25 protein-coding genes are annotated in these 26164 nt (G+C 39.3%); 14 read left to right on the top strand and 11 right to left on the bottom strand.

The window, feature by feature from the left end:
- Nucleotides 1-92: 92 nt before the first annotated feature.
- Entirely contained in the window at nucleotides 93-1469 is a 1377-nt protein-coding gene (locus IEX65_RS14105; RefSeq protein ID WP_188766727.1) for a Gfo/Idh/MocA family protein, read from the bottom strand.
- Nucleotides 1470-1775: 306 nt separating this feature from the next.
- Here IEX65_RS14105 and IEX65_RS14110 point away from each other — a divergent pair, with 306 nt between their 5' ends.
- From IEX65_RS14110 to IEX65_RS14130, 5 genes are all read left to right on the top strand, one after another.
- Nucleotides 1776-2906 (top strand): glycoside hydrolase family 88/105 protein, encoded by a 1131-nt coding sequence (locus tag IEX65_RS14110; RefSeq protein ID WP_188766728.1) that lies wholly within the window; start codon nucleotides 1776-1778, stop codon nucleotides 2904-2906.
- Between the two features lie 100 nt (nucleotides 2907-3006).
- A complete protein-coding gene (locus IEX65_RS14115; protein WP_188766729.1) occupies nucleotides 3007-5856 on the top strand; it encodes a glycosyl hydrolase in 2850 nt (949 codons plus the stop codon).
- A gap of 50 nt (nucleotides 5857-5906) precedes the next feature.
- Entirely contained in the window at nucleotides 5907-6764 is an 858-nt protein-coding gene (locus IEX65_RS14120) for a DUF5829 family protein (RefSeq protein ID WP_188766730.1), read from the top strand.
- Between the two features lie 93 nt (nucleotides 6765-6857).
- Complete coding sequence (locus IEX65_RS14125) at nucleotides 6858-7532, top strand: response regulator transcription factor (protein ID WP_188766731.1); 675 nt, start codon at nucleotides 6858-6860, stop codon at nucleotides 7530-7532.
- Nucleotides 7533-7647: 115 nt separating this feature from the next.
- Entirely contained in the window at nucleotides 7648-9021 is a 1374-nt protein-coding gene (locus IEX65_RS14130) for a sensor histidine kinase (protein ID WP_188766732.1), read from the top strand.
- Nucleotides 9022-9025: 4 nt separating this feature from the next.
- Here the strand turns inward: IEX65_RS14130 and IEX65_RS14135 are convergent, their stop codons facing one another.
- Together IEX65_RS14135 and IEX65_RS14140 are read right to left on the bottom strand one after the other, a co-directional pair.
- Nucleotides 9026-9427 (bottom strand): putative toxin-antitoxin system toxin component, PIN family, encoded by a 402-nt coding sequence (locus tag IEX65_RS14135; RefSeq protein ID WP_188766733.1) that lies wholly within the window; start codon nucleotides 9425-9427, stop codon nucleotides 9026-9028.
- A gap of 2 nt (nucleotides 9428-9429) precedes the next feature.
- Nucleotides 9430-9639 (bottom strand): DUF8507 family protein, encoded by a 210-nt coding sequence (locus IEX65_RS14140; protein ID WP_188766929.1) that lies wholly within the window; start codon nucleotides 9637-9639, stop codon nucleotides 9430-9432.
- 174 nt (nucleotides 9640-9813) lie between these two features.
- On the opposite strand from IEX65_RS14140, the gene IEX65_RS14145 reads away from it, so the two are divergent.
- Nucleotides 9814-10770 carry a DUF8428 domain-containing protein gene (locus tag IEX65_RS14145; protein ID WP_188766734.1) on the top strand — a complete coding sequence of 319 codons (957 nt, stop codon included), beginning with the start codon at nucleotides 9814-9816 and terminating at the stop codon, nucleotides 10768-10770.
- Nucleotides 10771-10890: 120 nt separating this feature from the next.
- Complete coding sequence (locus IEX65_RS14150; protein WP_229250680.1) at nucleotides 10891-12045, top strand: endonuclease/exonuclease/phosphatase family protein; 1155 nt, start codon at nucleotides 10891-10893, stop codon at nucleotides 12043-12045.
- A gap of 87 nt (nucleotides 12046-12132) precedes the next feature.
- Here the strand turns inward: IEX65_RS14150 and IEX65_RS14155 are convergent, their stop codons facing one another.
- The 4 genes from IEX65_RS14155 to IEX65_RS14170 all read right to left on the bottom strand — a co-directional run bounded on the left by IEX65_RS14155 (nucleotide 12133) and on the right by IEX65_RS14170 (nucleotide 15430).
- The gene (locus IEX65_RS14155; protein WP_188766735.1) at nucleotides 12133-13272 is read right to left on the bottom strand and encodes a DUF4097 family beta strand repeat-containing protein; all 1140 of its coding nucleotides are present in this window, start codon (nucleotides 13270-13272) and stop codon (nucleotides 12133-12135) included.
- Nucleotides 13247-13816 (bottom strand): hypothetical protein, encoded by a 570-nt coding sequence (locus IEX65_RS14160; RefSeq protein ID WP_188766736.1) that lies wholly within the window; start codon nucleotides 13814-13816, stop codon nucleotides 13247-13249. Before IEX65_RS14160 ends, IEX65_RS14155 begins: the two co-directional genes overlap by 26 nt.
- A gap of 53 nt (nucleotides 13817-13869) precedes the next feature.
- Nucleotides 13870-14436, bottom strand: coding sequence for an RNA polymerase sigma factor (locus tag IEX65_RS14165; RefSeq protein WP_188766922.1), 567 nt, complete (start codon nucleotides 14434-14436; stop codon nucleotides 13870-13872).
- Nucleotides 14437-14803: 367 nt separating this feature from the next.
- Nucleotides 14804-15430 carry a hypothetical protein gene (locus tag IEX65_RS14170; RefSeq protein ID WP_229250682.1) on the bottom strand — a complete coding sequence of 209 codons (627 nt, stop codon included), beginning with the start codon at nucleotides 15428-15430 and terminating at the stop codon, nucleotides 14804-14806.
- 362 nt (nucleotides 15431-15792) lie between these two features.
- On the opposite strand from IEX65_RS14170, the gene IEX65_RS14175 reads away from it, so the two are divergent.
- Nucleotides 15793-16512, top strand: a complete 720-nt coding sequence (locus tag IEX65_RS14175) for a GNAT family N-acetyltransferase (RefSeq protein ID WP_188766737.1) — start codon at nucleotides 15793-15795, stop codon at nucleotides 16510-16512.
- A gap of 143 nt (nucleotides 16513-16655) precedes the next feature.
- Nucleotides 16656-17537, top strand: a complete 882-nt coding sequence (locus IEX65_RS14180; protein WP_188766738.1) for a DMT family transporter — start codon at nucleotides 16656-16658, stop codon at nucleotides 17535-17537.
- A 103-nt stretch (nucleotides 17538-17640) separates the two neighbouring features.
- Here IEX65_RS14180 and IEX65_RS14185 read toward each other — a convergent pair whose 3' ends face one another.
- A complete protein-coding gene (locus tag IEX65_RS14185) occupies nucleotides 17641-17886 on the bottom strand; it encodes a type B 50S ribosomal protein L31 (RefSeq protein WP_188766739.1) in 246 nt (81 codons plus the stop codon).
- A gap of 267 nt (nucleotides 17887-18153) precedes the next feature.
- On the opposite strand from IEX65_RS14185, the gene IEX65_RS14190 reads away from it, so the two are divergent.
- The 4 genes from IEX65_RS14190 (at nucleotide 18154) to IEX65_RS14205 (ending at nucleotide 21889) form a co-directional block, all read left to right on the top strand.
- Nucleotides 18154-18741, top strand: a complete 588-nt coding sequence (locus IEX65_RS14190; RefSeq protein ID WP_188766740.1) for an RNA polymerase sigma factor — start codon at nucleotides 18154-18156, stop codon at nucleotides 18739-18741.
- Nucleotides 18719-19579: a hypothetical protein gene (locus IEX65_RS14195; protein WP_188766741.1), complete on the top strand. Its 861-nt coding sequence runs from the start codon at nucleotides 18719-18721 to the stop codon at nucleotides 19577-19579. Before IEX65_RS14190 ends, IEX65_RS14195 begins: the two co-directional genes overlap by 23 nt.
- 68 nt (nucleotides 19580-19647) lie before the next feature.
- Nucleotides 19648-20703 (top strand): hypothetical protein, encoded by a 1056-nt coding sequence (locus IEX65_RS14200; RefSeq protein WP_188766742.1) that lies wholly within the window; start codon nucleotides 19648-19650, stop codon nucleotides 20701-20703.
- A 76-nt stretch (nucleotides 20704-20779) separates the two neighbouring features.
- On the top strand, nucleotides 20780-21889 hold the full coding sequence (locus tag IEX65_RS14205) for a glycoside hydrolase family 18 protein (protein ID WP_188766743.1): 1110 nt from the start codon (nucleotides 20780-20782) through the stop codon (nucleotides 21887-21889).
- Between the two features lie 94 nt (nucleotides 21890-21983).
- Here the strand turns inward: IEX65_RS14205 and IEX65_RS14210 are convergent, their stop codons facing one another.
- A complete protein-coding gene (locus IEX65_RS14210) occupies nucleotides 21984-23183 on the bottom strand; it encodes a PQQ-dependent sugar dehydrogenase (RefSeq protein WP_188766744.1) in 1200 nt (399 codons plus the stop codon).
- A 35-nt stretch (nucleotides 23184-23218) separates the two neighbouring features.
- The gene (gene mgrA, locus IEX65_RS14215; RefSeq protein WP_188766745.1) at nucleotides 23219-24214 is read right to left on the bottom strand and encodes an L-glyceraldehyde 3-phosphate reductase; all 996 of its coding nucleotides are present in this window, start codon (nucleotides 24212-24214) and stop codon (nucleotides 23219-23221) included.
- 208 nt (nucleotides 24215-24422) lie between these two features.
- On the opposite strand from mgrA, the gene IEX65_RS14220 reads away from it, so the two are divergent.
- Nucleotides 24423-25004 (top strand): Crp/Fnr family transcriptional regulator, encoded by a 582-nt coding sequence (locus tag IEX65_RS14220; protein ID WP_188766746.1) that lies wholly within the window; start codon nucleotides 24423-24425, stop codon nucleotides 25002-25004.
- A gap of 87 nt (nucleotides 25005-25091) precedes the next feature.
- Here the strand turns inward: IEX65_RS14220 and IEX65_RS14225 are convergent, their stop codons facing one another.
- A complete protein-coding gene (locus tag IEX65_RS14225; protein WP_188766747.1) occupies nucleotides 25092-26075 on the bottom strand; it encodes a pyruvate dehydrogenase complex E1 component subunit beta in 984 nt (327 codons plus the stop codon).
- Nucleotides 26076-26164: the final 89 nt, after the last annotated feature.

Consider the following 26164-nt stretch of genomic DNA (forward strand, 5'->3'; position numbering starts at 1 on the left):
TCACTTTGTTCAAACATAGAGTTGCACAAAAACTTTGTGTAACTCTGTGGAAAACTCCGTGAAACTCCGTGGTTAAAACATAAATAAAATGCTTATTTTTTCTTAACCTTCATCGCTACTGGGTCCCAGTTGATGATTTTCTTATCGAAATAACTCAAATTACAAGCCAACGCTGGTGCTGCGGCACGGAAACCAAAAACAGGGTCTTGAGCGGTTTCTTGACTTCCTTTACGCACATTATCAAAGAAGTTTTTGAAGTGTTGTGCGTGTGGGTCATCTTCTTTCGGCGTTTCAAACTTAATCTCTTGCACTGGAGGAGCCACACGGTCGGCCTCCGAGTATTTTGCATCGTATTCTTTCTTATACTCAGCTTGCATTTCGTTCGAGAATGTAGCGTAGCTTTCGCCCGCTCCATAACCCGGTGCTTTTGGCAATTTACGCTTCGTGAGTGTTAGGCCTTGTGCATTCCACAAAATTTCGCCTTCTGTACCCACAATACGAGTTACGTTTTTGATTGCTCCTGCATTAGCAAAGTTTACACGCAACACCGCTTGGAATTTCTTGTGCTTTTCGGTATCAGGATAATCAAGTACCGTAACCATTACGTCAGGCACATCACGGCCATCTTTCCAGTAGCTCAATTCGCCCGAAGCAAAGATTCTCTCAGGCCCGATTGCACCCGTTGCAAAGTGCATACCCGTAATGAGGTGAACGAATAAATCGCCCGCTACGCCCGTGCCATAATCACGGTAGTTTCTCCAACGGAAGAAACGAGTAGCATCAAATGGGCGTTTTGGAGCATCGCCCAAGAATGTATCCCAATCAATAGTTTTTGGTGAAGCATCTGGTGGAATCGAGTATGTCCACGCACCCAAAGCATTATATCGGTCATAAGTTGCTTCTATAAAATTCAAATCGCCGATAGCTCCTGTACTCATCAATCTACGAGCCTCAGCATAAGCCGCACCACTACTTGGCTGGCTTCCAACTTGCACGGTTTTGCCAGTTTTTCTCCAAGTATCAATCATTGCGTGGCCTTCGTCGATGTGCTGCACCATTGGTTTTTGGCAATATACGTTTTTGCCAGCTTTCATGGCGGCAATGCTGATGTGGTCGTGCCAGTGGTCGGGTGTTGCCACAATTACGGCATCAATATCTTTGCGGTCTAAAATTTGGCGGTAATCACGAGTCGTGAAAAGGTCTTTGTTGAAAGCCTCTTTGGCGTGAATCAAACGGCCATCGTATAAATCGGCGGCTGCTACAAACTCAACATCGGGATTACGAAGAGCGGCACGGGTATCGCCATGTCCCTGAATTCCGAAACCGATTGTTGCAAAACGAAGCTTATCGTTAGGACTGATTTTCTTTAAATCTTTGATAATATTAAAGGGTTTAGCGAAAGTATCGGTGGCTAGCAAAACCGATGCCGCTCCTACGCCTTTAATAAATTTTCTACGAGATGATTGCATGATGAATTGATGATAGATTTTAGGTAATACAAGCAATGGCAGTATTACAGGGTGAATATTTTTGAAGCGATGAATTTAGTGCAAAAAAAGACTTTTGTAAATGTTTTCAGCGATTTTATTTTAAAAAAATTTAATAAAGTGAATCTTTCGACAAGCACCGAGTATATATCGACCATTGACGCATAGTTCCGTGTGACCACAGGAGAGTATCGAATAGTGGATTTACTTATTTTGTCATATAATTTGTGGTATATTTACTATCAATTATCCATCTTAAAAAATCTCTATTAATCAAAAAAACTTGACATGCGACGTCGAATTTTCTCATCGCTAATTTTTTTATGCTTTATTCTTACCCAAATACAAGCACAGATACTCCCTAAAAAAGCTGAGCTTCTTAAATCACTTACCTCTGCCAACGCCTATTTTATGAACGAATGGCCCGATGTAAGCAAACCAATCTGGGCAGCCGATAAAACTCGCCCCAGCAATATCTGGACTCGTGGAGTTTATTACGAAGGACTAATGGCTCTCTATAAAATTGATAAACAAAAAAGCTACTATGATTATGCTGTTTCGTGGGGCGAAGCCCACAAATGGGGACTAAGAAACGGCACAAAAACCCGCAACGGCGACGACCAATGTTGCGGTCAAACCTACATGGATTTGTATCTGATTGACCCAAAACCTGAGCGTATCCGAGACATAAAGGCGTGCATGGACAACATGGTAAATAGCGAAAAAAAGGACGATTGGACGTGGGTCGATGCCCTTCAGATGGCAATGCCTGTTTTTGCACAGTTGGGGGTTATTTATAAAGATGACCGCTACTACGAAAAAATGTACGAAATGTATATGCACACAAAAAACGTTGAGGGAACGAAAGGAATGTATAATCCAGTCGAAAAGCTATGGTATCGAGATAAAGACTTCGACCCACCATACACTACACCAGCAGGAAAAAGTTGCTATTGGTCACGTGGCAATGGATGGGTGGTAGCAGCTTTAGTACGAGTGTTGGATATCATGCCGAAAAATGCCCCGCACCGTGCAGAATATGAAAAAACTTTCTTAGAAATGATGGAGGCTCTGCCAGCTTACCAAAGAACTGATGGTTTTTGGAATGTGAGTATTACTGACGAAACCGATTTTGGTGGAAAAGAACTCACAGGCACAGCATTATTTACTTACGGAATGGCTTGGGGCGTAAATAAAGGTTTGCTGAACAAGAAAAAATATACCCCAATCATAGCCAAAGCCATGAATGCCATGATGAAAGACTGTGTGCATCCAAACGGATTTTTAGGTTATGTGCAAGGCACAGGTAAAGAACCAAAAGACGGCCAACCACTCAGCTACGACAAAGTACCCAACTTTACTGATTTTGGGGTAGGTTGTTATTTATTGGCTGGTGCCGAGGTTTATAAAATGAAATAATTTTTTAAGTTTTTTACCACGGAGGCACAGATTACATAGATTACCACAGAAAAGCACTCCGTGTTCTCCGTGCCTCTGTGGTCATAAAAAAACAAAGAATATGCTCAATAAAACAATAGGATTAATCCTCCTCGCAAGCACAATTGCTGCTGCCCAACCCAAATGGAAGCCAATCACGCAACAATCAAAACCGTGGACGAGATGGTGGTGGGAAGGCAATGCCGTAAACCCCAAAGACCTGACCTACAACATGGAAGGCTTTCAAAAAGTAGGTCTTGGCGGAGTAGAAATTACGCCAATTTACGGAGTGAAAGGCCATGAATCAGAATTTATTGATTTTCTTTCGCCGAAATGGGTTGATATGTTTAAGCATACCCTCAAAGAAGGTACTCGCCTCGGCATAGGCATCGACTTGGCAAATGCGTCAGGTTGGCCTTTTGGTGGTCGTTGGGTTACGCCCGAAGATGCTTGTAAGGCAGTTTTTCATAAAACATATCAACTAAAAGAAGGCGAAACACTCAATGAAAATATCACTTTTGTTCAGCAACCGATTTTAAGATATGTTTTGCCTAAGAAAACCGAACTAAAAGATTTAAAATACCCCATTTCAAAAAATGATAACTTGCAAGAACTGGCCATCGACCAAGTGCGTTTCGAGCAAGCACTGCCGCTACAAACTCTAATGGCATATTCAGATAAAAATGAAGTCGTTAATTTAACAGAAAAAGTAAACAAAGAAGGTAAACTCAACTGGCAAGCCCCCGCAGGAAATTGGACACTCTACGCAGTTTTTCAAGGTTTTCATGGCAAGATGGTCGAGCGTGCTGGCCCAAGTGGCGAAGGCGATGTAATTGACCATTTTTCTTCAAAAGCCATCAAAAATTACCTTTCGACATTCGATAAGGCTTTTGCCAAAACCGATGTTTCGAGTATGCGAGCGTTCTTCAATGACTCTTATGAGGTTGATGATGCTCGTGGACAATCAGACTGGACTGAAGCTCTTTTCGATGAATTCAAAACTCGCCGTGGTTATGATTTACGGAATCATTTACCCAACCTTTTTAGCAAAGAAAAATCCGACCTCAATAGCCGAGTTTTATTCGATTACCGCAGCACAATCGGCGATTTGATTCTCGAAAAATATACTTCAGAATGGGCAAAATGGGCTCACGGACGTGGAAAAATCGTGCGAAACCAAGCACACGGCTCACCAGCAAATACATTGGATTTATATAGTGTGGTGGATATTCCCGAAATCGAAGGTACGGATTTGCTTCGTATCAAATTTGCTTCTTCGGCTGCAAACGTTATGGGCAAAAAACTCGCTTCTTCGGAGTCGGCTACTTGGGAAAACGAGCATTTCCTCTCGAATTTGTCCGATGTGAAACGTGCTTTAGACCTCTTCATGGTAGGCGGTGTCAATCACTTATTCTATCATGGCACGCCCTATACACCACAAAATGCGGCTTTTCCGGGTTGGCTGTTTTATGCGGCGGTGCATTTTACACCTCACAATCCTTTTTGGAAAGATTTCGGTAAATTGAATAATTATGTGGCTCGCTGCCAGGCTTTCCTGCAAGATAGCAAAGGCAATAACGACGTTTTATTTTATTTCCCTATCACCGACCGTCTTACCGAACAATCGCCAAAGGGTTTACTCGAACATTTCGATGGAGTTACACCAGAATTTAACGGTACAGATTTCAAAGAATTAGGTCAAAAGCTCCTCGACCGTGGTTATGGTTTTGATTTTATTTCTGACAAACAAATCTTAAATCTTCATACAGCAAACCACGCAATTCTGACTGGCGGTATTCAGTACAAAACCATTTTAATTGCTGATAGTGAGCAAATTCCACTCGAAACTTTCGAGAAACTCATCAATTTAGCCAAACAAGGAGCAACTATTATTGTGCATAAAAAACTCCCTTCGGATGTACCAGGTTTGGGTAATTTAGATACCCGTCGAGCAAAATTTAAAGCTTTGCTGGCTCAGCTACGCTTTGAAAACGTCGGCAGGGTTCAGAACCCTGCCGACGTTAAGCAAAAATTCAGTCAAGCCAAAATTGGTCAAGGTTCATTTTTAGTAGGTGACGATTTAGACGAAATGATGATTTTTGCAAAAATCTACCGAGAAACTATGATTGATAATGGCTTGCAGTTTGTCAGAAAAACTCACGCCAAAGGCAATTATTATTTCGTAAATAACAAAACCACAAAAGCATTTGACGGTTGGGTAAAATTATCGGTTGATGCAAAATCGGCTGCACTGTACAACCCAATGACTGAGGCTTTGGGTATGGCCAAATACAACGCAAAAATCAACGAAATTTATCTGCAATTGGCAGCGGGCGAATCGTGCATTATCGAAACCTACAAAACCCCAGTTTCGGGAACAGCCTATGCGTACTTCAAACCCAAAGGCGAAGCCCAAGAACTGACAGGAACATGGAAAATCAGCTTCTTGGAAGGTGGCCCCGAATTACCAAAAACTATCGAAACAAAATCGCTTGGCTCTTGGACGAAATTGGAGGGTGAGGCCTACAAAAACTTCTCTGGAACGGCATCCTATTCACTTGATTTCACAAATCCAAATACCTCATCAGCAGGCTATTGGCTCGATTTAGGCAAAGTGGCCGAAAGTGCAACGGTTACAATCAACGGAAAGTTTTTGGGAACACTCATTGGGCCGACTTACCGAGTTTTTGTGCCGAATTCATTATTAAAAGCACAAAATACATTAGTCGTAAATGTATCGAACTCAATGGCCAACCGAGTAATTGCTATCGAAAAACAAGGCGTTGTTTGGCAGAAGTTCTACAACATCAATGTTTCGGCAAGGTTGCGACCAAATTTGGGTAAGGATGGATATTTCACAACCCAAAATTGGCAACCAAGAGATTCGGGTTTGCTCGAAAAAGTAACATTGACAGCAGTTGAAAAGGAATAGATTTTCTTTCATATTTTTCTAATTTTGACGTAACTAATCATAATAGCTGCATGAAACTGCTTTTTCTGCTGTTTTTACTAACGGTATCTAATATATTATTCGCACAAAAAAGCATAGCTACTGACTGCAACACTATTTTTATTTGTGTTGACAGTTCTTCCTACGAAAAGATTTTCAAAAATTCTTTTATTAAAGATACACTGTTTGTTTGTCGAGAAAATACCAGTGCTACAAATCAAGAAACCTACACGGGTAAATATGCAATTGGCCAATCGGCAACTTTGGAGTTTTTTAAACCCACAAACTCTCCTAATATCGGAGACCAACTCGGTGATTGGGGAATAGAATTTAAGACTCGAAAACTTGGAAAGTTAACTCAATTACAGTCGATTATTAATAAAAATAAGGTCAAAGTAGATACCGCTACAACTACAATTACTGAAGATTCGGTTGCAATAGCTTGGTATAAATCAATTGGAATAAAAGAAGATAGGCATCAACTAAGCATTATTGAATATCAAAAAGAATACCTAAAACTTTTAGGGTTTAGTGAAGAAGAAATTGCTCAGCCTATGACTTACGAACAATTTAACGCGAAACTATCAAATGGTAGAAGTTACCCACGACAATTCAAGAAGATAAAGTCTATTTCAGTTGTTATCGACAAAAAACAGTTCAAAACACTACAAGATTTTTGCACATTAAATCGTTTGAGTCATAGAAATCATACATTTTCTAATGCAGAATTTAGCATCAATTATGAAATAGTCCGTGTTCCATCTAAATTTCCACTTAAAAAAATCGAAATAGCACTTTTAAACAAACAAAAAAGTAGAAGTATCAAACTTAGCGAGGCCTTAGTTTTGGAAGTAAATGCAGATACAGCCAGCCTCATATTTAATCAATAAAATAGTGATGGTATAATTTTTTTGCTACTCTGACCAAAATTGTATAACTCAAGCATTGTGTCTATATTTGACCAACCATTTCACAAAAGCACGATGAAAATATTAGTAATTGAAGACGAAGCGAAAACCGTGCAGCTCATTAAACAGGGGCTTGAAGAACAACTATGGGAAGTCGATGTAGCGTATGATGGTTTGATTGGCCTCCAACTGGCCACCCGCAATACTTACACACTCATTATATCGGATATTATTTTGCCAGGAATCAGTGGCTTAGAACTTTGCCGACAATTGCGTAGCAAAGGTGTAGCTTCTCCGATTTTACTACTTACTGCTCTCGGTACGACTGATGATAAAATTGTCGGACTCGATGCTGGAGCAGATGATTATTTGGTAAAACCATTTGAGTTTCGTGAACTAATGGCTCGAATTCGAGCATTAACCCGACGAAATATGGGTTCGATTCAGACCGCCAATCTGCTCAAAATTGCCGACCTCGAAATGGATTTAGATGCCAAGACCGTCACACGAAGTGGCAAAGAAATAGTGCTGACAGCCAAAGAATTTTCGTTACTCGAATACTTCATCCGACACCAAGGAAGAGTGATTTCTAAAGTGGAACTGGCCGAAAAAATCTGGGATATTACCTTCGATACTGGCACAAACGTGATTGAAGTTTACTTAAACTTCCTTCGTAAAAAAATCGACAAAGATTTTGAGCCAAAACTACTTCATACTCAAATTGGTATGGGCTATGTTATGAAAAAATAGTTCTGAATGCTGAGTTCTGAATGCTGAGTACTTTGGAACAACAAACAAAAACTCAGAACCGTAGCGGCGACATTTTAAGCTCAGCACTCAGAACTCTAAACTCAGAACTCTTCTCATGTTAAACATTCGCTCCCGACTTACTTACCAATTTATGGCTATCGTAACGGCCATTCTGCTGTTTTTTTCGGTGGGTGTATATTTTTTCAGTAAACTTTACCTCGAAAAACGTTTTTTCAAACGCCTACAAGACCGTGCCGTAACGACCACTACCCTACTTTTCGACCTCCAAACGGCTGATACCACAGTGTTGAAACTCGTTAATACCGCCGATAAAGAATTATTGAGCGATGAAAGTATTTATGTCTATGACGAAAATCTGAAAAAACTTGTTTTTGCAAGCCAAGAACCCTATTCGGGCTTGTTTGAAGAGCTAATTCCAAGTATTCAAAAAGAAAGTAAACCCACATATTATTACGCTGGTTTTTACCAGACTCTTGGTATTCAACTCAAAAAGGGAACAGCCAGCTATTGGGTAATTGTGAGTGCCATTGACCGAAATGGCAAAGAGGCTCTTGAAGATTTACGCAAAATTCTGACAGTGATGGTATTGATTGGGCTATTGCTTTCAGGACTTTCGGGCTGGTTTTTTGCCGATAAAGCACTCGCTCCGATGTCGGGTATTATCACGCAAGTAAACGAGATTTTCCCTGCCAATACCGAAAGGCGTGTCGAACACCCAAACCGCTCAGACGAGATTGGGCGTTTGGTTGCTACTTTCAATCAATTGCTCGACCGTATTCAAGAAGCATTTACGATGCAAAAAATGTTTATCGCCAATGTATCGCACGAATTGAAGAATCCGTTGACCAAAATTTATTCTCAAATTGATATTACGCTGCTCCAAAAACGCACACCCGAAGTTTATGAAGAAAGCCTAAAATCGCTCCAAGAAGATACCCGAACACTTACACAATTGACTAATACTTTGCTCAATTTAGCCAATACCGTTGTCAATGCCGAAGCGATTCAACGCTTACCACTACGCATAGACGAACTTTTGTGGGAAGCTAAAAGTCAACTAAAAAAATGGCACGACAATTATGTGATAAACATTGATTTTAGCGATTTCCCCGAAGACGAAGAGGCTCTGATTCTTGAAGGAAATGAGGCTTCATTAAAAGTAGCCTTGATGAATCTGATGGATAATGCCTGTAAATTTTCGGAGAATAACAGTGTTTTTGTGAGTTTTTCGGCTACTGTCAAAGAAATTAGGCTTTCGTTTATGAACAAAGGGCCTGTTATTCCGAAAGCCGATTTACCTTATATTTTCCGCCCCTTTTATAGAAGCAATGCCACAGCCAAAGCCACTAAAGGGCATGGTGTTGGCTTGGCTATTGTCTCTCAAATCGTCAAACTCCATAATGGTGATATTAGCGTAGTTTCTAATATTGATGAAACTGTTTTTACTTTGGTTTTCAGGAAATCATAGTACTTCAAAAAAAAAATAAAAACTCTCTTAAACTGATGATTTTTACACTCGGAAAGGGAATTTGTTCTAAAACGTTGTAGTGTTTATCAGATGTAACTATAAAATCTGCATTAGCTGATATTGCACTATCAACAAACTTATTATCGTCATAATCAGCCGTTATTAGTTCCCAACGATAAAAGATTTCAGTTCTAATAGAATTCGGTTGTTTCAGTATCAATTCGATAATATTGGCAGATATTTCAGCATTCATTTTCTGCTCAAATATTTCTGCATATTCATCCAATATTTCACTCGAAACCGCCAATTCAAATTTACTCTGCCGAAAAGCATCAAAAATAGGGCGATAAATTGACTTTTTGGGTAAAATTGCTAAAAAGTAGTTTGTGTCAATCACAACTCTCATAATTATTTATAGGGAGTTCTTAAATGTTCGCTGAGCCATTCTTCTACTTTTTCGTTAGCTTCCCAATCATTTTTTTCAAAAAGCTCATCAATGCCATCATCAACTTTTTTTGCAAAATAGTCTGCCAAAATTTGTCTTATCTCTAAAATCTGGCTTTCTGGTAACGGTCTTGAAAAAGTCTGTAGTATTTCAATTTGAAGATTACTTAACATATTTATGCTATTTTTTAACAAATATAATCTAAAAAATAACTTTTTATTGTCTATAATATGTTGTTTTCGACCCCTCTTCCAATTTTAAGCCAAATTTAAAGTCGATTTAATTCGCCTTTAACCTTGACATTGTTGCTTTGTACCATAAACTTAAAATCATAATCAATTAAGCAAATGGAAACAACACAATCTAACAACAACGGACTTTTGAAAGTTATCATCGGTGTGATGGCAGGCGTATTAGCTCTTTTAGGCTATTTATTCATGGGTGCAAGAAACGAAACACTCGAACTTCAAAAATCATTAACATCGAAAGTAGAACAACTTTCATCTACACAAATCAAACTTGATTCTATCTCGAAATCATTAGATGAGAAAATTCTTGAAGTACAAAGCTTAGGCGGAAACGTAGCCGAATTAGAAGCTGTTAAAGCTCAGTTGGAAAACGATAAGAAAAAATTGAAAACTGACCTTAGCTTCTCAGTTCAAAAATATGAATCGAAAATCAAAGATTACGAATCATTCTTAGTTGCCAAAGACGATGATATTCGTAAGTTGAAAGAAGAGAATGGTATGTTGGTAGCAAAAACTCAAACGCTCGAAACAGAAAAACAACAAGTTATCGTTGAAAACGCTGCCTTGAAAACTGAGAAAGAAGAATTATCTACAACTTTAACCAAAACAGTCGATGATTTCACTACTAAAAACAATGATTTGAAACGCCAAGTAACTTTGGCTTCGGCAATGAAAGCCATCAACGTACAAGTTACTGCTCTTTCATCAAAAGGTAAAGAACGTGATGGTGGTGCATACAAGGCTTCAAGAATCGACCAATTGAAAGTTTCTTTCATCATGCCTTCAAACCCGATTGCAGCCCAAAACAACAAAGATATTTATGTACGTGTACTTGATGCCAACGGTGCAGTTGTAGAAAACGGTAACGGTGGAATCGTACAAGTGGATGGCAAAGAAATCGGTTATAGCTTCAAGCAAAGCGTACCGTTTGAAAACAACGACCAACGTGTTGACTTAGTATCGGGCAAAGGAGCTAATTATACTAAAGGAAAATACAGCGTTGAACTTTACTCAGAAGGCTTCAAAATTGGTAAAGGAGCATTTGAAGTAAAATAAGTAGCCCTTTCAATTTAGTTTTATATCAAAGACGGTCTGTGTTCTTCGAAACACATTCCGTCTTTATTATTTCTTACCTAACTCACTGTTGTACAATTATTTACTTAACAATCCGCGATTATGAAACTAAACGATTTAAAAATATTTCTTTGGGATGTGGTGTCGATTTGTGCTGAAATATTCTTTCAAATAGCAAGTTTCATTTTTAAGATTTTCCGCCAATATCCACTTTCTTATACTGCATTACTCTACTTATTCGTCACGATGGCATTCTGCTATTATCCAATATTCGACCATTGGAGTGCAGGGTTTATCATGATGAGCCTGCCACTGGCTGTCTTATCTGGACTTACGGCAGCGTGTTATTTACTCGTAAAAAAACAAAAAATCGTAGCCGCAACGGGTTTCATTTGGCTTTTACTAACCTTTCCGCTCATCAAACGTATGGTCGGAATCAATAGCAACGAAATAAAACTCGAAGATGTTTCCGCCTTAAAAGTCTTGAGTTTCAATGGCGAGTGTTTTGATGAAAAACATAAAACAGACGAGCATTGGGCAAAACTACAGGCCGATATTGCTTGCTTTCAGGAATACTCGCCCAATAAAGATATTGAGTCGCAGTACGCAAATAATGTAGTTAAACTCACCAAATTCGACCAAAAAGGATTGATTGGTTTAGCGATGTTTTCAAGGTATCCGATTCTGAAACAATACAGTAAAGTTTGGGATAGAAAAAACCAACCAAATATCAATGGATATTTATGTGCCGATATTGCTTATAAAAATGATACAGTAAGGGTAGTAAACGTACATCTTTGGTCAATGGGTGTGCGTATAAATTTAGCTTTTGATGCTCTTAAAAAAGGGCATATAAAAACCTTTGGTGTAGAACTGGCCGATAGTTTCCGTCGTTTAAAAGAAGGTTTTGAAAAGCGTGACGAACAAATGCGTGAGGTAGAATCTTATGTTTCTGGAAGTAAATATCCTGTCATTATTTGCGGCGATTTCAACGAAACGCCTTTTGGCTATTCTTACGGAAAACTCAAGCTAAGTTTCAAAAACGCCTTTGAAGAAGCTGGACAAGGCCTCGGTTTTACGCTGAATCGCCAGCCATACTTTGCTCGAATCGACCAACAATTTGTGAGCCAAGACTGGCACGTAGAATCATATAAAACTATTTCAAGTGTCAATTTCTCAGACCATTTTCCAGTAATGGCCAAATATGTTTTGAAGAAATCGTTGATAGAAACTCCCGCTTTAGTTGCCATCAAGTAAAACAAGTCTCTCGACTTGTTCATCAATAAAAAAGCAGTACAAATAAAATCTGTACTGCTTTTACTTAAAACACCTTTTCAAAAAAACTTATTTAAACTTCACACTACTGAAATTTCCGTTTACCACAATCTTGCAATCAGCCGAACCTTTACCGATTTTACCAGTATAATATTTCACTGGATTGAAATGATGGTTTTCTTTCTTCGCATCAGCATCAGAGTTGGTCGTAAATGAAATGCCACGTTCGTTAGGATAACTGAAATCCCCGTAGTTAGCTTTTACCTCAAAATCATACGAAACATTATTACTCAATACCAAATTTACGGGCGAATAACTGGCATTTAGGTTCAATTCTTTCACATTCTTGCCCAGCTCGCCTAATTTAAAACCTCCCGAAAACTCCAATTTTAGGTTTGATGATTCATTAATAGTACCAATCATTCCGCTCGAATACGAGATTTTTGCGTTCAATTTCCCTACCTCTTTAATATCAATATCACCAAAGCTATTATTGAAAATCAAATCATCGGCACGCTCCATTTTTATTCCCGAATAAGAAGCCTTCAATTTCCCTCCAGTCATCGACCGAATCGTTGAACCTTTACTAAACGACAGATTAATATCTGACTGCGGATTAGAAATATCTTCGGCAATCAATTTTCCATAACTTTGATTAACCATCAAAACCGATGCAAACGATGGCAGAAAAGTATTACCGAATGAATTTTTCACCTTCAATACATTTCCTTTGGGCATAAATACCTTATAATCAATCTTCAAAGAGTTCTTTTCATTGCTTCCCCCTTTCCAATTCCACGTATTATTATTGTAATTACCTTCTTCACGGTCAATTGTGGTTTTGATACTCACCGTACCATCAGCCTTTTTGCCTTGTACATCAACCGTACTAATAAAATTAGCGGCTCGCTCCTCCGAAGTTGCATTTGCTACAATCGAAATCTCAACTTTAATCTCATCTTTATTCCAAAAACTCACGTTTATGTCTCCAAACTGATTTTCGAGCGATACTTTATCACTGGCCGAGAGTGCATACGAAAACGTAATATTTTTGCGGCGTTCAATCCATTCGGGCGTTGAGCATTGTACTGAGTCACCATTATTGGCGAAAGAAGTAAGTGTTAAGAGTGAAAAAAACACTCCCATTAGCCCCCCTAAATTCCGAGAATTAGGAGAAGCTGACTTATACCATTGTGTTTGTCTTTTCATTTTTTGCTTCTTTAATTTTCTGAATAATCTGTAATTGCTGATTCAATAATTCAATCTGCATGCTAAGATTCTGAATCATTGCTTTTAACAATTCCTCTTGATTAGGATTTTTGGGTAATTCTTTTCTGAGGTTTTGATAATTTTGGTCCAAAACTGTCAGTTCCGTGTCGAACTGGTGATAAAGTTCTGGGTCTTCTTTTTCTATTGTTTTTAATTCTTCACGCTTTGCTTCGACCAACGACGTAAACTGCGTCAGTTCTTTTGCATACGTCGGACTCAAAGCCATAATATCTGGATTCTGCGATGCTGGTTTGGCATAATTATACGCCAAGTAGCCCATCATCAAAAACATCACAAATCCAGCCACCATTCCCAAGGCAAATTTTGGTTTACTGCCAATCCAATTTTGCAAACTCACGAGTTTACCTGCTGGCTTGGCATGAACATTCTTTGCCTCTATCTTTTTCCATAAGTCAGCCGACGGCTCATAGTCGTCAAATGCCTCACGGTTATCTCTTACAAATCTTTCTAAACGATTTTTCATATCCGTCTGCTCTCAAAGGGGAGCTTTATATTACTGTGACTAAAAGCCCCCCTTTAGGGGCGGGGGGCTATTATTTCCAACAGCCTCTTCTTTGCACGCATGTATTGCGTACGAGAAGTAGATTCGTTGATACCTAAAATCTTACCTATTTCTTCGTGGTCGTAGCCTTCAAACAAATACAATGATAATACTACTCTAAAACCTTCGGGTAGCTGTTCCATTCCTCGTTTGATGCGTTCAACCTCAAATTTGACGTCGTCTTCATTTACTGAACTTTCCTGTACATCGGCGATGTCTTGCTCATCGCCGTCAAACTCTTCGATATCCACAAACTGCACCTTTCTGGCACGAATCTGATTGATGGCTTTATTGACAACAATCTGCTTTAACCAAATCCCAAATGTCGATTCCTGACGAAAATCTCCAATCTTGGCAAAAGCATCAATAAAAGCCTCTTGCAATACATCTTCGGCCTCGCCTACATGGTTGAGTATTCGCATACAGATACTAAACATAGCCTTTGAGTAATGCTTATACAGCTCATACTGTGCTTTACTCTCGCCACGCTTGCATCGCTCGACCAAGTCGAAATGCTTGTTAATGAATATAGTATTTGTCAGAAAAGTTTAGTGTTTTAAGTTACAATCAAATGACGCAACCAAAAATAAAATGTTGCATGAAACGTAAAACATTTTTGAAAATTGTTTCGAAAAAGTAAGAAATCTTTGTGGAGAATCAGGTTAAACGCATTAAATCTATGTAAAAAATACCCTGAAAGGGTATTAATACATTTAGGAAAGGGCAAAGCCCTTTTCTCAGTTTATCATTCTCTAAGTTCATCTGCCCTGAAAGGGCGAAACAAGCTTCGGTAGCAATTCCTTCGCCCTTTCAGGGCAGATGAACTTGAGATATATCTGATAGGGCGATGCCCTATCTTAATTTATTGAAGCCCTTTCAGGGCAAAATATAGGAGAGTTATATAAAAACTCAAAACAACACATAAATCGAAGCCAAACTAAGCCCCAAACCAAGTAGAAACCCAGCACCAACCTGTGCGGGCGTATGAGCATTGAGAGCCAAACGTGCTGAAATGACGTATCCCGCAAGAATAATCAAGAAGAGTAAAGGAAAGAAAAGGCTATGCTCACCAAACTGCACCAATATACCGGCCAAAGCCCCAATCATACCTCCCACGCCCGCTGCATGAGCCGAAATCTGCCACCAAAGACTAATAATACCAACACACAAAATAACAGCTGCAATGCTCCACAAAACAAACCCGCACGGAAAAAGCATCGAGTTTTTTGAATAGAGAAAATATCCTAAAGCGTTGTAAATCAGAGCTGTAACAAAATAAGGCAAGCGGCGGTCTTTCAGATTTTCGAGCTTTAGGCTGCTTATCATGCCCCAGCGTTTCAGCAAATAAACAAAGTAAGCGGGTAAAGCAAATGTATAAATAAAAACAAAACCCACCACGGCCAGCTTCATGAGTGTTTCGAGTGGTTCTGCTCCCAAGGGTGCAGGAGCAAGAAAAAGTAGTGTCAGAAACAGCAAAGTAGGCATCAACAAAGGATGCAGAGCCATCGAAAGAAAATTAGCGAGTCGAGTATTCAAAGAAAATCAGTTTTTTGTTCAAAGTTATCAAAAGGAAGGTTCTGCTCAAAGCGAAGCCTTCCTTAAAAATTTTAGTATTCACGAACTAAAAATAAAAGCCCGTCGTTATTCTGATGCAAACAAAAATAATAGGTACAAATCTTGGATATTATTTCAAAACCTAACATCTTTGCATCCTGTTTTAAGAAAATGAAAATTCGTCTTCCCATAACGCCAATTCGACGATTCCGATATATCAATATCAGACAGTAATTGTTTTGCCCTTGTAGCAAAACCCCTTCTCATCAAAGTTTTCTTTTTTTTCATTTAAAAACCATTTAGGATACAGCGTCTCCGTTTGAGGGAAAGCCCAATAAATGACGATGAATAACTCAGCAATCACATCCGAAGATTTATATATTGTTCAAGTAGCTAACGAAAGTCACCACTATTTGGCCGAAACTATTTGTAATGAAATGGCAGAAAGTGCCAAAGCTCGTGGCACAGGTATAGCCAAACGCTCTCCCGATTATTTGATAGAGAAAATGAACGAAGGAAAGGCCATTGTTGCTCTAACCAATACGGGCGAATGGGTAGGCTTCTGCTATATCGAAACTTGGGAACATGGCAAGTTTGTGGCCAATTCGGGTCTTATTGTGCATCCAGAGCATCGTAAGAGTGGTATTGCTACACGAATCAAGCAAAAGGCATTTGAACTTTCACGCAAGAAATATCCCGATGCAAAAATCATTGGCCTAACGACGAGCTTGGCCGTAATGAAAATCAACTCTGATTTGGGTTACGAACCAACTACGTTCAGTGAGTTACCTGCCGATGATGCCTTCTGGAAAGGCTGTTCAAGCTGCGTAAACTACGATGTGCTTACCCGCACCAATCGCAAGCACTGCTTGTGTACAGGTATGTTGTTCGACCCCGTTGAGGCTAAAAAGAAAGAAGAGGCTGGAAATAAAAAAGAAGACGAGTGGGATTTCTTGACGGAATCACCTTTGTATGAGCGTTGGATGAGATTCAAGCAAAGAATCTTATTACGACGTGAGGAACGTCGAAAAAAAAAATTGGAGGAAGCCGAATTGATGGCGTAATTAACACCATCAAAGGTAGAATCGAATAAAATATATGATTGTTTAAAATCAGCAAAACGTGCCATGCTTCAAAGTGTGGCACGTTTTGTTTGTTTATAATCTTATCATTTAATCGTGCTATATTTGCACAAAAAAACCACTTCATGGATTCAAAACCTCTACCTAAAGATTACCTAAAACTTCATTTCATTGTCATTATACTCGGTTTTACGGCCATTTTGGGTCGACTAACGGAGGTTTCTTCGCTGGGCGTAGTGTTTTATCGCACCTTACTGGCGGCATCTGGCATGTGGATTGTGGCCCAGTTTCAGAAAAAAAACCTAAAAGTCTCGTGGAAAGAAGCCCTACCTCTACTCGGAGTCGGAGCAATTATGTCGTTTCACTGGATATGTTTTTTTGGTTCGGCTCGTGCTTCCACGGTGGCCGTGAGTTTAGTGACTTTTTCTACGACTTCGTTTTTCACGAGTATCATTGAACCAATTGTGCGTAAAACCAAAATCAGTTGGGTTGAGGTTTTTCTCGGAATTTTGGTGGTTTTAGGAATGTATTTTGTCTTTACCTTTGAAGGAAAATATATTGTAGGTATTCTGATTGGTTTGGTTGGGGCTTTATTGGCAACCATTTTTTCGGTAATCAATGCTCAATTTGCCCAAAAGTACGATGCTCAAATCGTTACTTTCTACGAAATGGTCGGAGCATTTGGTGCTACATGGATTTACATTCCGATTATTATTTTTGCCTTACCGAATGAACATTTTCAGCTTACACCTACTCACTATGATTGGCTTTGGGTTGGAATTTTGGGCTTAGTTTGTACGGTTTATCCGTATATCGAAATGATGCACTTGCTCAAAAAAATCTCGGCATTTACGCTCAATCTTTCCATCAATATGGAGCCAATCTATGGCATCATTATGGCCTATTTTATCTTTGGCGAAAGCGAAAAAATGACTTCGGGCTTTTATATTGGTGGGGCTTTGATTTTACTATCAGTAGTATTGCACCCATTTTTGAAGAAGAAGTAACACAACTTTCAAAGTTGTGATGGCACAATTTTCCAAATTGTGCTACAAAAAAGTCTTTCAAAAATAAATTTTGAAAGACTTTTTATCTGATACCAGAAGAAAATTATTTCTTTCCGTAACGTTTGTTGAATTTATCAACACGACCTGCTGTATCAAGCAATACGTTTTTACCAGTGTAGAATGGGTGTGAGTCAGAGCTAACCTCCACTTTGTAAACTGGGTATTCGTTACCATCTTCCCAAACGATACTTTCTTTGGTATTGGCACATGATTTTGTCAAAAATTTGAAACCTGTTGACAAATCCCAGAAAACAACTGGTCTATAATTTGGATGAATATCTTTTTTCATTACTTTATTTATTGAAATTCCTATTACTTTTCTAAAACGGACTGCAAAATTAGAGATTTCAATCGAAAAAACAAAAACTATACAATTATTTTAGTCGTTTTTTATGATAAATTTCCTTCAAACCATATAAGTATCACTTTTCATAGCTCAAAACCTTGAAAATACTTACAGCCAAATAGTTAAGACCGAAAAAATATTTTTACCTTCATACAACTTTAAGGGCATCTTCTGCATTTACATCATAAGAAACGTCTGTTACGAAACCACTTGATAGCAACCTCGACCATCGAAAGCTTACGAAGCAAAAACCCCATTGCCCAAAAGAATATTTTTGAGCATTATGGAAGCTTTTTGTATCGGGTGGCGTATCGCTACGTGCGTGACCGCATGACAGCCGAAGATTTGGTGGTTGATTCTTTCCTCAAGATTTTTGAAGGAGCTGCTAATTTTAGGTTCGATAATTTGCGGTCGTTTGAGGCTTGGATGAAAAGAATTGTGATTAACGAGTCGTTGATGCTACTCCGCAAACAGGCAAATTTTAATCTGATGCCCGAAAGCGAAGCCATAGAAGTGCCAGTTGATGATAATATCTTAGATTCGATTTCGAGCGATGAAATTCATCAACTCATCGCCGAGCTACCCGATGGGTATCGCACAGTTTTTAATCTTTTTGCTATCGAAGGCTATTCGCACAAAGAAATTGCCGAACAGCTAAATATCAACGAAGGAACATCAAAATCGCAGCTAAACCACGCTCGAAAATTATTACAGAAGAAAATTCTTTATAGGCAAACTGCTAAGCAAAGTAGCACGAGCCAAACGAATAAAAATCATGAAGACAGAGGAGTTTTATAAGAAAATTCAAGAAAAAGTCGGTGAAACTGAAATGGAATTTGAAAGAGAATTTCTTTTCGGGAAATCATCGTTTCAAGAATCTCCATTCGGAGAATCGCAGTTTCTTGAATGGAACAAACAAGATGTATGGCAACGCATCGAACAAAAACAAACGAAGCGTAAAAAGCCATTTGTGTGGTGGCAAGCCGTAGCAGCAAGCGTAGTTTTGCTGGGTGGATTAGGTATGTATTTTTATAATAATGAAACCGCAGTAACAGCTCATAATGAAGTAATTAAAGAACAAATTCCTACTATTTCAACACAACCAACCTTAAACCCTACTACTGAATCTACACAACTGATGGCCAATAACGGCAACCATAAAAATAATGTGGTAAGAGCAATGGCTATGAGCAAACAACAAACAACTCAACCACTTGAAACAAGCCCTGACAACGAAAATGGTGTGACCGATGAGCCAACTGTGGCCGCCAACGAAACTCAAAATAATGTTTCATCGAGCGAAACTGAATCGAATATAGCACAGCAAACGCCAGCCAACGATAATTATAGATTTGTGCCGTATCAAGGTTTTGTTGAGAAACGAGTTGCACCACAACGCCGTGAGCGAGTAGCGATTTTGGAAATCCCTGATGATGAAGAAGACTATAATCAAGCTCCAAGAAAAGAGAAAAAAAATGGTTTGGTGGCTCGTTTGAGCAGGAAATTGGGTAAAAAAGGTACAGAACCCAACGAAGAATTGCCTGCCGTGAATAGTGGCAAACCCAACAAAGTTTGGGCTTTTGTGAAAGAAAGTTTCAAGAATGAAACAATGGCCGCTGACTCGACAAATAGATAATAGGCGAACCTTCATAACAACTGGGGTTCGACTATTTTGTTTTTCTGACTCTTCACTCCCACTTCTAAATGAATAAACTGCTCACATTGCTATTCTCGTGTTTGACGACGCTCTCTTTTGCTAAAGAAATCACTGACATTGACTCAATAGTGGTGAATATTGGCAAACGCAAGCGAATTGTACTTTGGGGACAAACCAAAGAAGACCTAAAAGCTCTCGAAAAGTACGATTTAAATAGAATTGTGGTGCAGATGAATCAGGATTTGGACGAAATGCCATCGAACGTTCGTCGAAGTTTCCGACAAGATTACGAAGGGAACAGCTACACCAAAGAAATGACCACCCAACGCCAACTGGAAGGGATGACTTCGTGGCAACGCCTCAAACGCAATACTTACCTCAATCTCTCGGTGGGACTAAACTCAGCTAACTATCTATCCGTCAGCACCGTTACGTACAATCCGTTTAAGATGACGGAGCAAATTTTTCGTCAAAACTTCCTTACTTCACCGAGTTTGAGCGTGGCTTTGATGCGTCAAGAAAGTTTTATTCGTACTGGCCATAAAGAAATTGTACTTCGCTATGGCTTTGATGTAAGCTGGTATCATTTGCGGAGCATCAGCACCAAACGCAACGCTTATTTGCTTCGCCTCAATAGCCTTGATAATACAAAATATGATACAGTGGCAGTTTTCAAACCAGCCCGCAATGGCGATAATTACTACACCGTTGACCGCCTAAACGCCACCGCTTTACCCAAAGAAATAACGCCTTATACCAACAATCAGTCGTTGTTTTATACTGATTTTAAGATAATTCCGACCATCAATTTCTACGGACAAAACAATCAAAAAACCTTCAATTTTGGCATTGGAGCTTATATCGGAATGTTGCTGAGAGGCAGCAGAAACTACGCCGAAATAAAAGCTCTCAATCGGCAAGAAACAAAAGTGAGCATCAAAAACCCAGAGAACCCGTACCGCTATGGAATCATTCTGAATATGGGCTATGGTGTAGTGAATCTTTTTGTGGAAGCTGATATAAAAAATGTTTTCTTGAATAAATTAGAACGAAGCTCGGCCACTCAGAATATTACGACCGTTGGTTTGAGATTTGGGAGGTGAAAAAACCTTTTTCAATCGTATCTTTGAAAAATCTTTTTAAATAAATCCATTTTAAAGTTTTTTCTAAGCACTCTTCATGAAATCACAAACTAAAACCCTCCTACTTACTTGTTTCTGTTTTTTTATTTTTGTGGCAAGCACATTCGCCCAACCTAAAAAACAAAAAGAAATTGCCGTCATTGGTTATTATGCTGGCAATAGTCAAGACATCGACCAATATCAAGTCGATAAACTCACGCACATTATTTTCTCATTTCTGCACTTAAAAGGAAACGTACTGGCAGTTGATAATAAAAAAGACAGCCTGACTATCAAGCGTTTAGTAGAATTGAAAAAGAAAAATCCGAGACTCAAAGTTATACTTTCGTTGGGCGGTTGGGAAGGTTGCTATACTTGTTCGGGCGTGTTTTCTACCCAAAAGGCACGAGAAGAATTTGCAGTTTCGGTCAAAAAACTTTTTGTAAGTTTCAATGCCGATGGACTGGATTTAGATTGGGAATATCCTGCCATTGCAGGCCCTCCTGGACATCCGTTTATGCCCGAAGATAAACAAAATTTTACGGCACTCATCAAAACTCTCCGAACTACTTTCGGTAAAAAGTACGAATTAAGTTTTGCAGCGGGTGGTTTTGCCAAATACATTGAAGAATCGGTTGAATGGGAGAAAGTTACGCCCCTACTCGACCGAATCAATCTGATGAGCTATGATTTAGTGCATGGATACAGCGAAATAAGCGGCCATCACACGGGTTTATATTCTACACCACAACTAAAAGAGTCGGTTGACAATGGTGTAAAAATGCTCATTGCCAAAGGTGTGCCTGCCAATAAAATTGCGATTGGAGCGGCCATGTATGGTCGAGTATTTAAGCTAAGTGCCACTGAAAACAACGGACTTTATCAACCTTGTAAGTTTGAACGAGGGATTTCTTATAATGGTTTAGAAAAGTATTTAGCCGAACACAAAACCTACAAAAAATACTGGGATTCCACGGCTCAAGCTCCGTATTTGTTTTCGGAAGAAGACAAATTGTTTTTCTCTTACGATGACCCCGAGTCAATGAAACTCAAAACCGAGTACGTAATCAAGAATAAACTAAACGGCATTATGTTTTGGCAATTACGTGAAGACAAACCACAAAACGGCTTACTCGAAGTGATTGATAAAACGCTGAAGGTGAAGTAGATTTTGATTTACGAATGGTCTAATATAAAAAAGTATCTCGGTGCCTTCGACTTCGCTCAGGCACCGAGATACTTTTTTGTCAGTTAACTATTACTTATTTCTTAGCAATTCTATAAAGGCGACCTTGGTCGGTAACGGCGTATAATGCACCGTCTTTTCCTTGTGTTACATCACGGAAACGTTGGAATTCTTCGGTCAATAATCTTTCTTCGCCCACAACTCGGTTGTTTTCGATAATCAAACGAGCAATGTGCATTCCGCTCAAACAGCCTACAAAAAGGTTGTTTTTCCATTCTGGAATCATATCTCCGCTATAAAAAGTCATTCCACTTGGCGAAACTGATGGGTCCCAATAATAAACAGGTTGTTCCATACCTTCTTTTTGTTGAATAACCGGGTCACCGATTTGTTTACCACTATACTCAATTCCGTAAGTAATCGTTGGCCAACCGTAGTTTTTACCCGCCTGTACGTGGTTGATTTCGTCGCCACCTCTTGGGCCAAACTCATTCGAGAATAATTCGCCAGTTACTGGGTGGAAAGTCAAACCTTGCACGTTTCTATGTCCGTAAGAATATAATTCTGGTTTTGCTCCTTCTTTTCCTATAAATGGATTTCCTGCAACTGGTTTTCCATCGGTTGTGATGTGTAGAATCTTTCCGAGGCTTGAATTTAATTCCTGTGCTTGTGGGCGAGTAACTCTATCCGAACGCTCACCTGTACTCACGAAAAGATTTCCGTTTTTATCAAAGATAATTCTTCCACCGTAGTGCAAATTACCTTTGTGGGCAGGAGTTGCTCGGTAAATAACTGTTGCACCTTCAATTTTGGTTTCATCAGCCGAAAGTTTTCCTTTTGCTACTGATGTGAGGGTTCCGCCTTCAACGTTTTCAGAGAACGTCCAATAAATCATACGGTTTTTCTGAAAATTCGGGTCGATTGTAATGCCCAATAAACCGCCTTGACCATCAGCATTTACGGCTGGAGCACCAGTAATTGGCTTACTCAATTCGCCAGTTGTTTTTGCGATTCTCATCACACCGCTTTTTTCGGTGATAATTAATCGGCCATCAGGTAAACTTTTTACGCCCCACGGAGACGTAAGGCCTTCAGTAAGAACTTTAAATCCATACGGAGTTTGGGTTTTAACGGCTCCAATACGAGTTTGACCTTGAAAAGCCGATGGATAAGTAGAGTTCGGAGCTTTTGTCTCTACCGAAGTGCTGGCACTTTGAGCACACGAAGCATACGCCAGCGTACTGAAAGCCAAAGAAAATAAAATATGTTTTTGCATTTATTTGTTGATTTTTACGATAAAACTACTACTTTTTAAGCCAAAATACTATTAATTTCTTGTAATTCTGCTTCGTCGAAAGAAGTGTTTTTTAGACATTCCAACGAATCTGTCAATTGCTGAGGCTTGCTCACACCCAAAATAACCGACGTAATGCGTGGGTCTTTCAATACCCAAGATAAGGCCATTTGTGCCAAGTTTTGTCCACGTTTTTCGGCCAACTCATTGAGTTTAATTACTTTATTTACATTTTCTTCTGTAATTCTGTTTTCTTCAATTGCACCATTGCCACGCCCCGAAGCGGCTCTCGAATCGGCAGGAATTCCTTTGATGTATTTGTTTGATAATAAACCTTGTGCTAATGGCGAAAATGCTACACAACCCGCACCGTTTGCTTCCAAAACATCAAGCAAGCCACCTTCTACCCAACGGTCAAACATCGAATATTTCGCTTGGTGAATGATACACGGCGTGCCTAATTCTTTCAAAATTTTAGCGGCTTTTTCGGTATCAGCGGCACTGTAATTAGAGATTCCTGCATACAGGGCTTTTCCTTGACGAACAATTAGGTCAAGTGCAGCCATTGTTTCTTCGAGTGGTGTTTCGGGGTCTGGACGATGATGGTAAAAAATATCCACGTAATCTAAACCCATTCGTTTTAGGCTTTGGTCTAAGCTCGAAACCAAATACTTTTTAGAACCCCACTCGCCGTATGGGCCTTCCCACATATAAAAGCCTGCTTTAGTCGTAATCACTAATTCGTCTCTGTACGGTTTCAAATCTTTTTTCAAGACTTGCCCGAAAGTTTCTTCGGCCGAACCCGCTGGTGGGCCATAATTATTGGCTAAGTCGATGTGCGTAACGCCACTATCAAAAGCCAATTTTAAGATTGCACGAGCATTTTCGAAGTTATCAATGCCTCCGAAATTATGCCAAAGACCCAACGAAAGTGCTGGAAGTTTTAATCCGCTTTTACCACAACGACGATACTCCATGTCTTGGTATCGCTGCGGTGATGCTGTGTAATTCATAGAATTTGTAGGTTTTGTTTAATTAGAAACAATTTGCAAAAGCAAAATACTGAACTTAGAATCTTTATTTCAAGTTTTAGACATACGATAAGGATTTTTCATGCAATAATCACCATCGTAAATCATAGTGCAAAGTTGGGATTTCTTCTCAGAAAAAGCATTGAACTGGAACAAGAAATAAAAATTTATAAGAATTTAGGTCGAATTCATGCACGAAAGCATCCAAAACTATATTTCAAGATTTGTGAGTCTTACGCCCGAAGAATTATCGGTTGTGAAAAATTGTATGCAGTTGCGAGAATTTCCTAAAAAAACGGTGCTTCTCAATGCTGGAGATGTCTGCAATTTTGAGGCGTATGTATTGAAAGGTTGTATTAGAGAATATTTTATTGACCACAAAGGACAAGAATTAACACTCGAATTTGCGGTGGAAGACTGGTGGGTAAGCGATATTACGAGTTTTGAAAACCAAACTCCGAGCATTATGTATATCGAAACGCTCGAAGATTGTGAACTTTTGGTACTTTCTCGTGCATCAAAAGACGAATTGCTGGCTCGTGTTCCGAAACTCGAACGGATGTTTAGATTAATGATTCAGCGACATCTGAGTGTACTTCAAAAACGCCTGTTTCGGACAGTTTCCTACACGGCAATGGATAAATTTGAGGAATTTCTGAAACGCTACCCTTCGCTTCCACAGCGAGTGCCGCAGCATTATATTGCTTCTTACTTGGGCATCACACCCGAATTTTTGAGCAAATTACGGAAACGACAAATGAAAGGAGAATAAATGGTAGGGGTGTATCGCATACGCCCAAGACAAACAAAAAAGCACTGCCCGAAACCGAACAATGCTTTTTCTGTATCTATTACAATATTATTTTTTATACATCACTTGCTTAACTGCATCTACCGTACGTTTTACGTTTGGTAATGTTGCTTCGATGAGTGTTGGAGCGTAGTGAAGCGGAATATCCATGTTGTTTACACGAATCACTGGAGCATCCAAATAATCAAACGCATAACGTTGTAAGTGATAAGTGATTTCTGATGAAATAGCTGCCAAAGGCCACGCTTCTTCAACTACCACACAACGGTTTGTTTTCTTTACTGAATTGATAACAGTTGCATAATCAATCGGACGAACGGTGCGTAGGTCAATCAATTCAACTTTGATACCATCTTTTTCTAATTCGGCAATGGCAGGAAGAACAACTCTTGGAATCATTTTTCCGAACGAAACGATTGTTACGTCAGAGCCTTCTTTTACTATATTTGCTTTGCCGAGTGGAAGAATATATTCGCCTTCTGGCACTTCACCTTTATCGCCATACATTTGCTCCGACTCCATGAAGATAGTCGGGTCGTTATCACGAATCGAGGCTTTCAATAAACCTTTTGCATCATAAGGATTGCTTGGTACTACTACTTTCAAACCTGGTGTGTTGGCAAACCAGTTTTCAAAATTTTGTGAGTGTTGAGCTCCTAACTGACCTGCATTTCCGGTCGGGCCACGAAATACAATCGGACAAGAGTATTGACCAGCCGACATTGCCATAAATTTGGCCGCCGAGTTGATAATTTGGTCGATAGCAACCAAAGAAAAGTTGAAAGTCATGAATTCGACAATCGGGCGTAATCCATTTACGGCAGCCCCAACTCCAATTCCACCGAAACCTAATTCGGCAATAGGTGTGTCGATAACTCGTTTTGAACCGAATTCATCTAACATCCCTTGACTTACTTTATAAGCACCGTTGTATTCGGCTACTTCTTCACCCATCAAGAAAACGTTTTCGTCACGACGCATTTCTTCTGATAAGGCTTCACGTAGGGCTTCTCTAAATTGTATTTCTCTCATTTTCGCTTAGAATTTTGCATTTTTGCGGACGTAAAATTAGTGCATCTGCCCCGAAACTCAAAACAATCTTGTGTAATATTCAATATTTT

It is taken from the genome of Emticicia aquatilis (assembly GCF_014644295.1).
GTDB classification, from domain to species: domain Bacteria; phylum Bacteroidota; class Bacteroidia; order Cytophagales; family Spirosomataceae; genus Emticicia; species Emticicia aquatilis.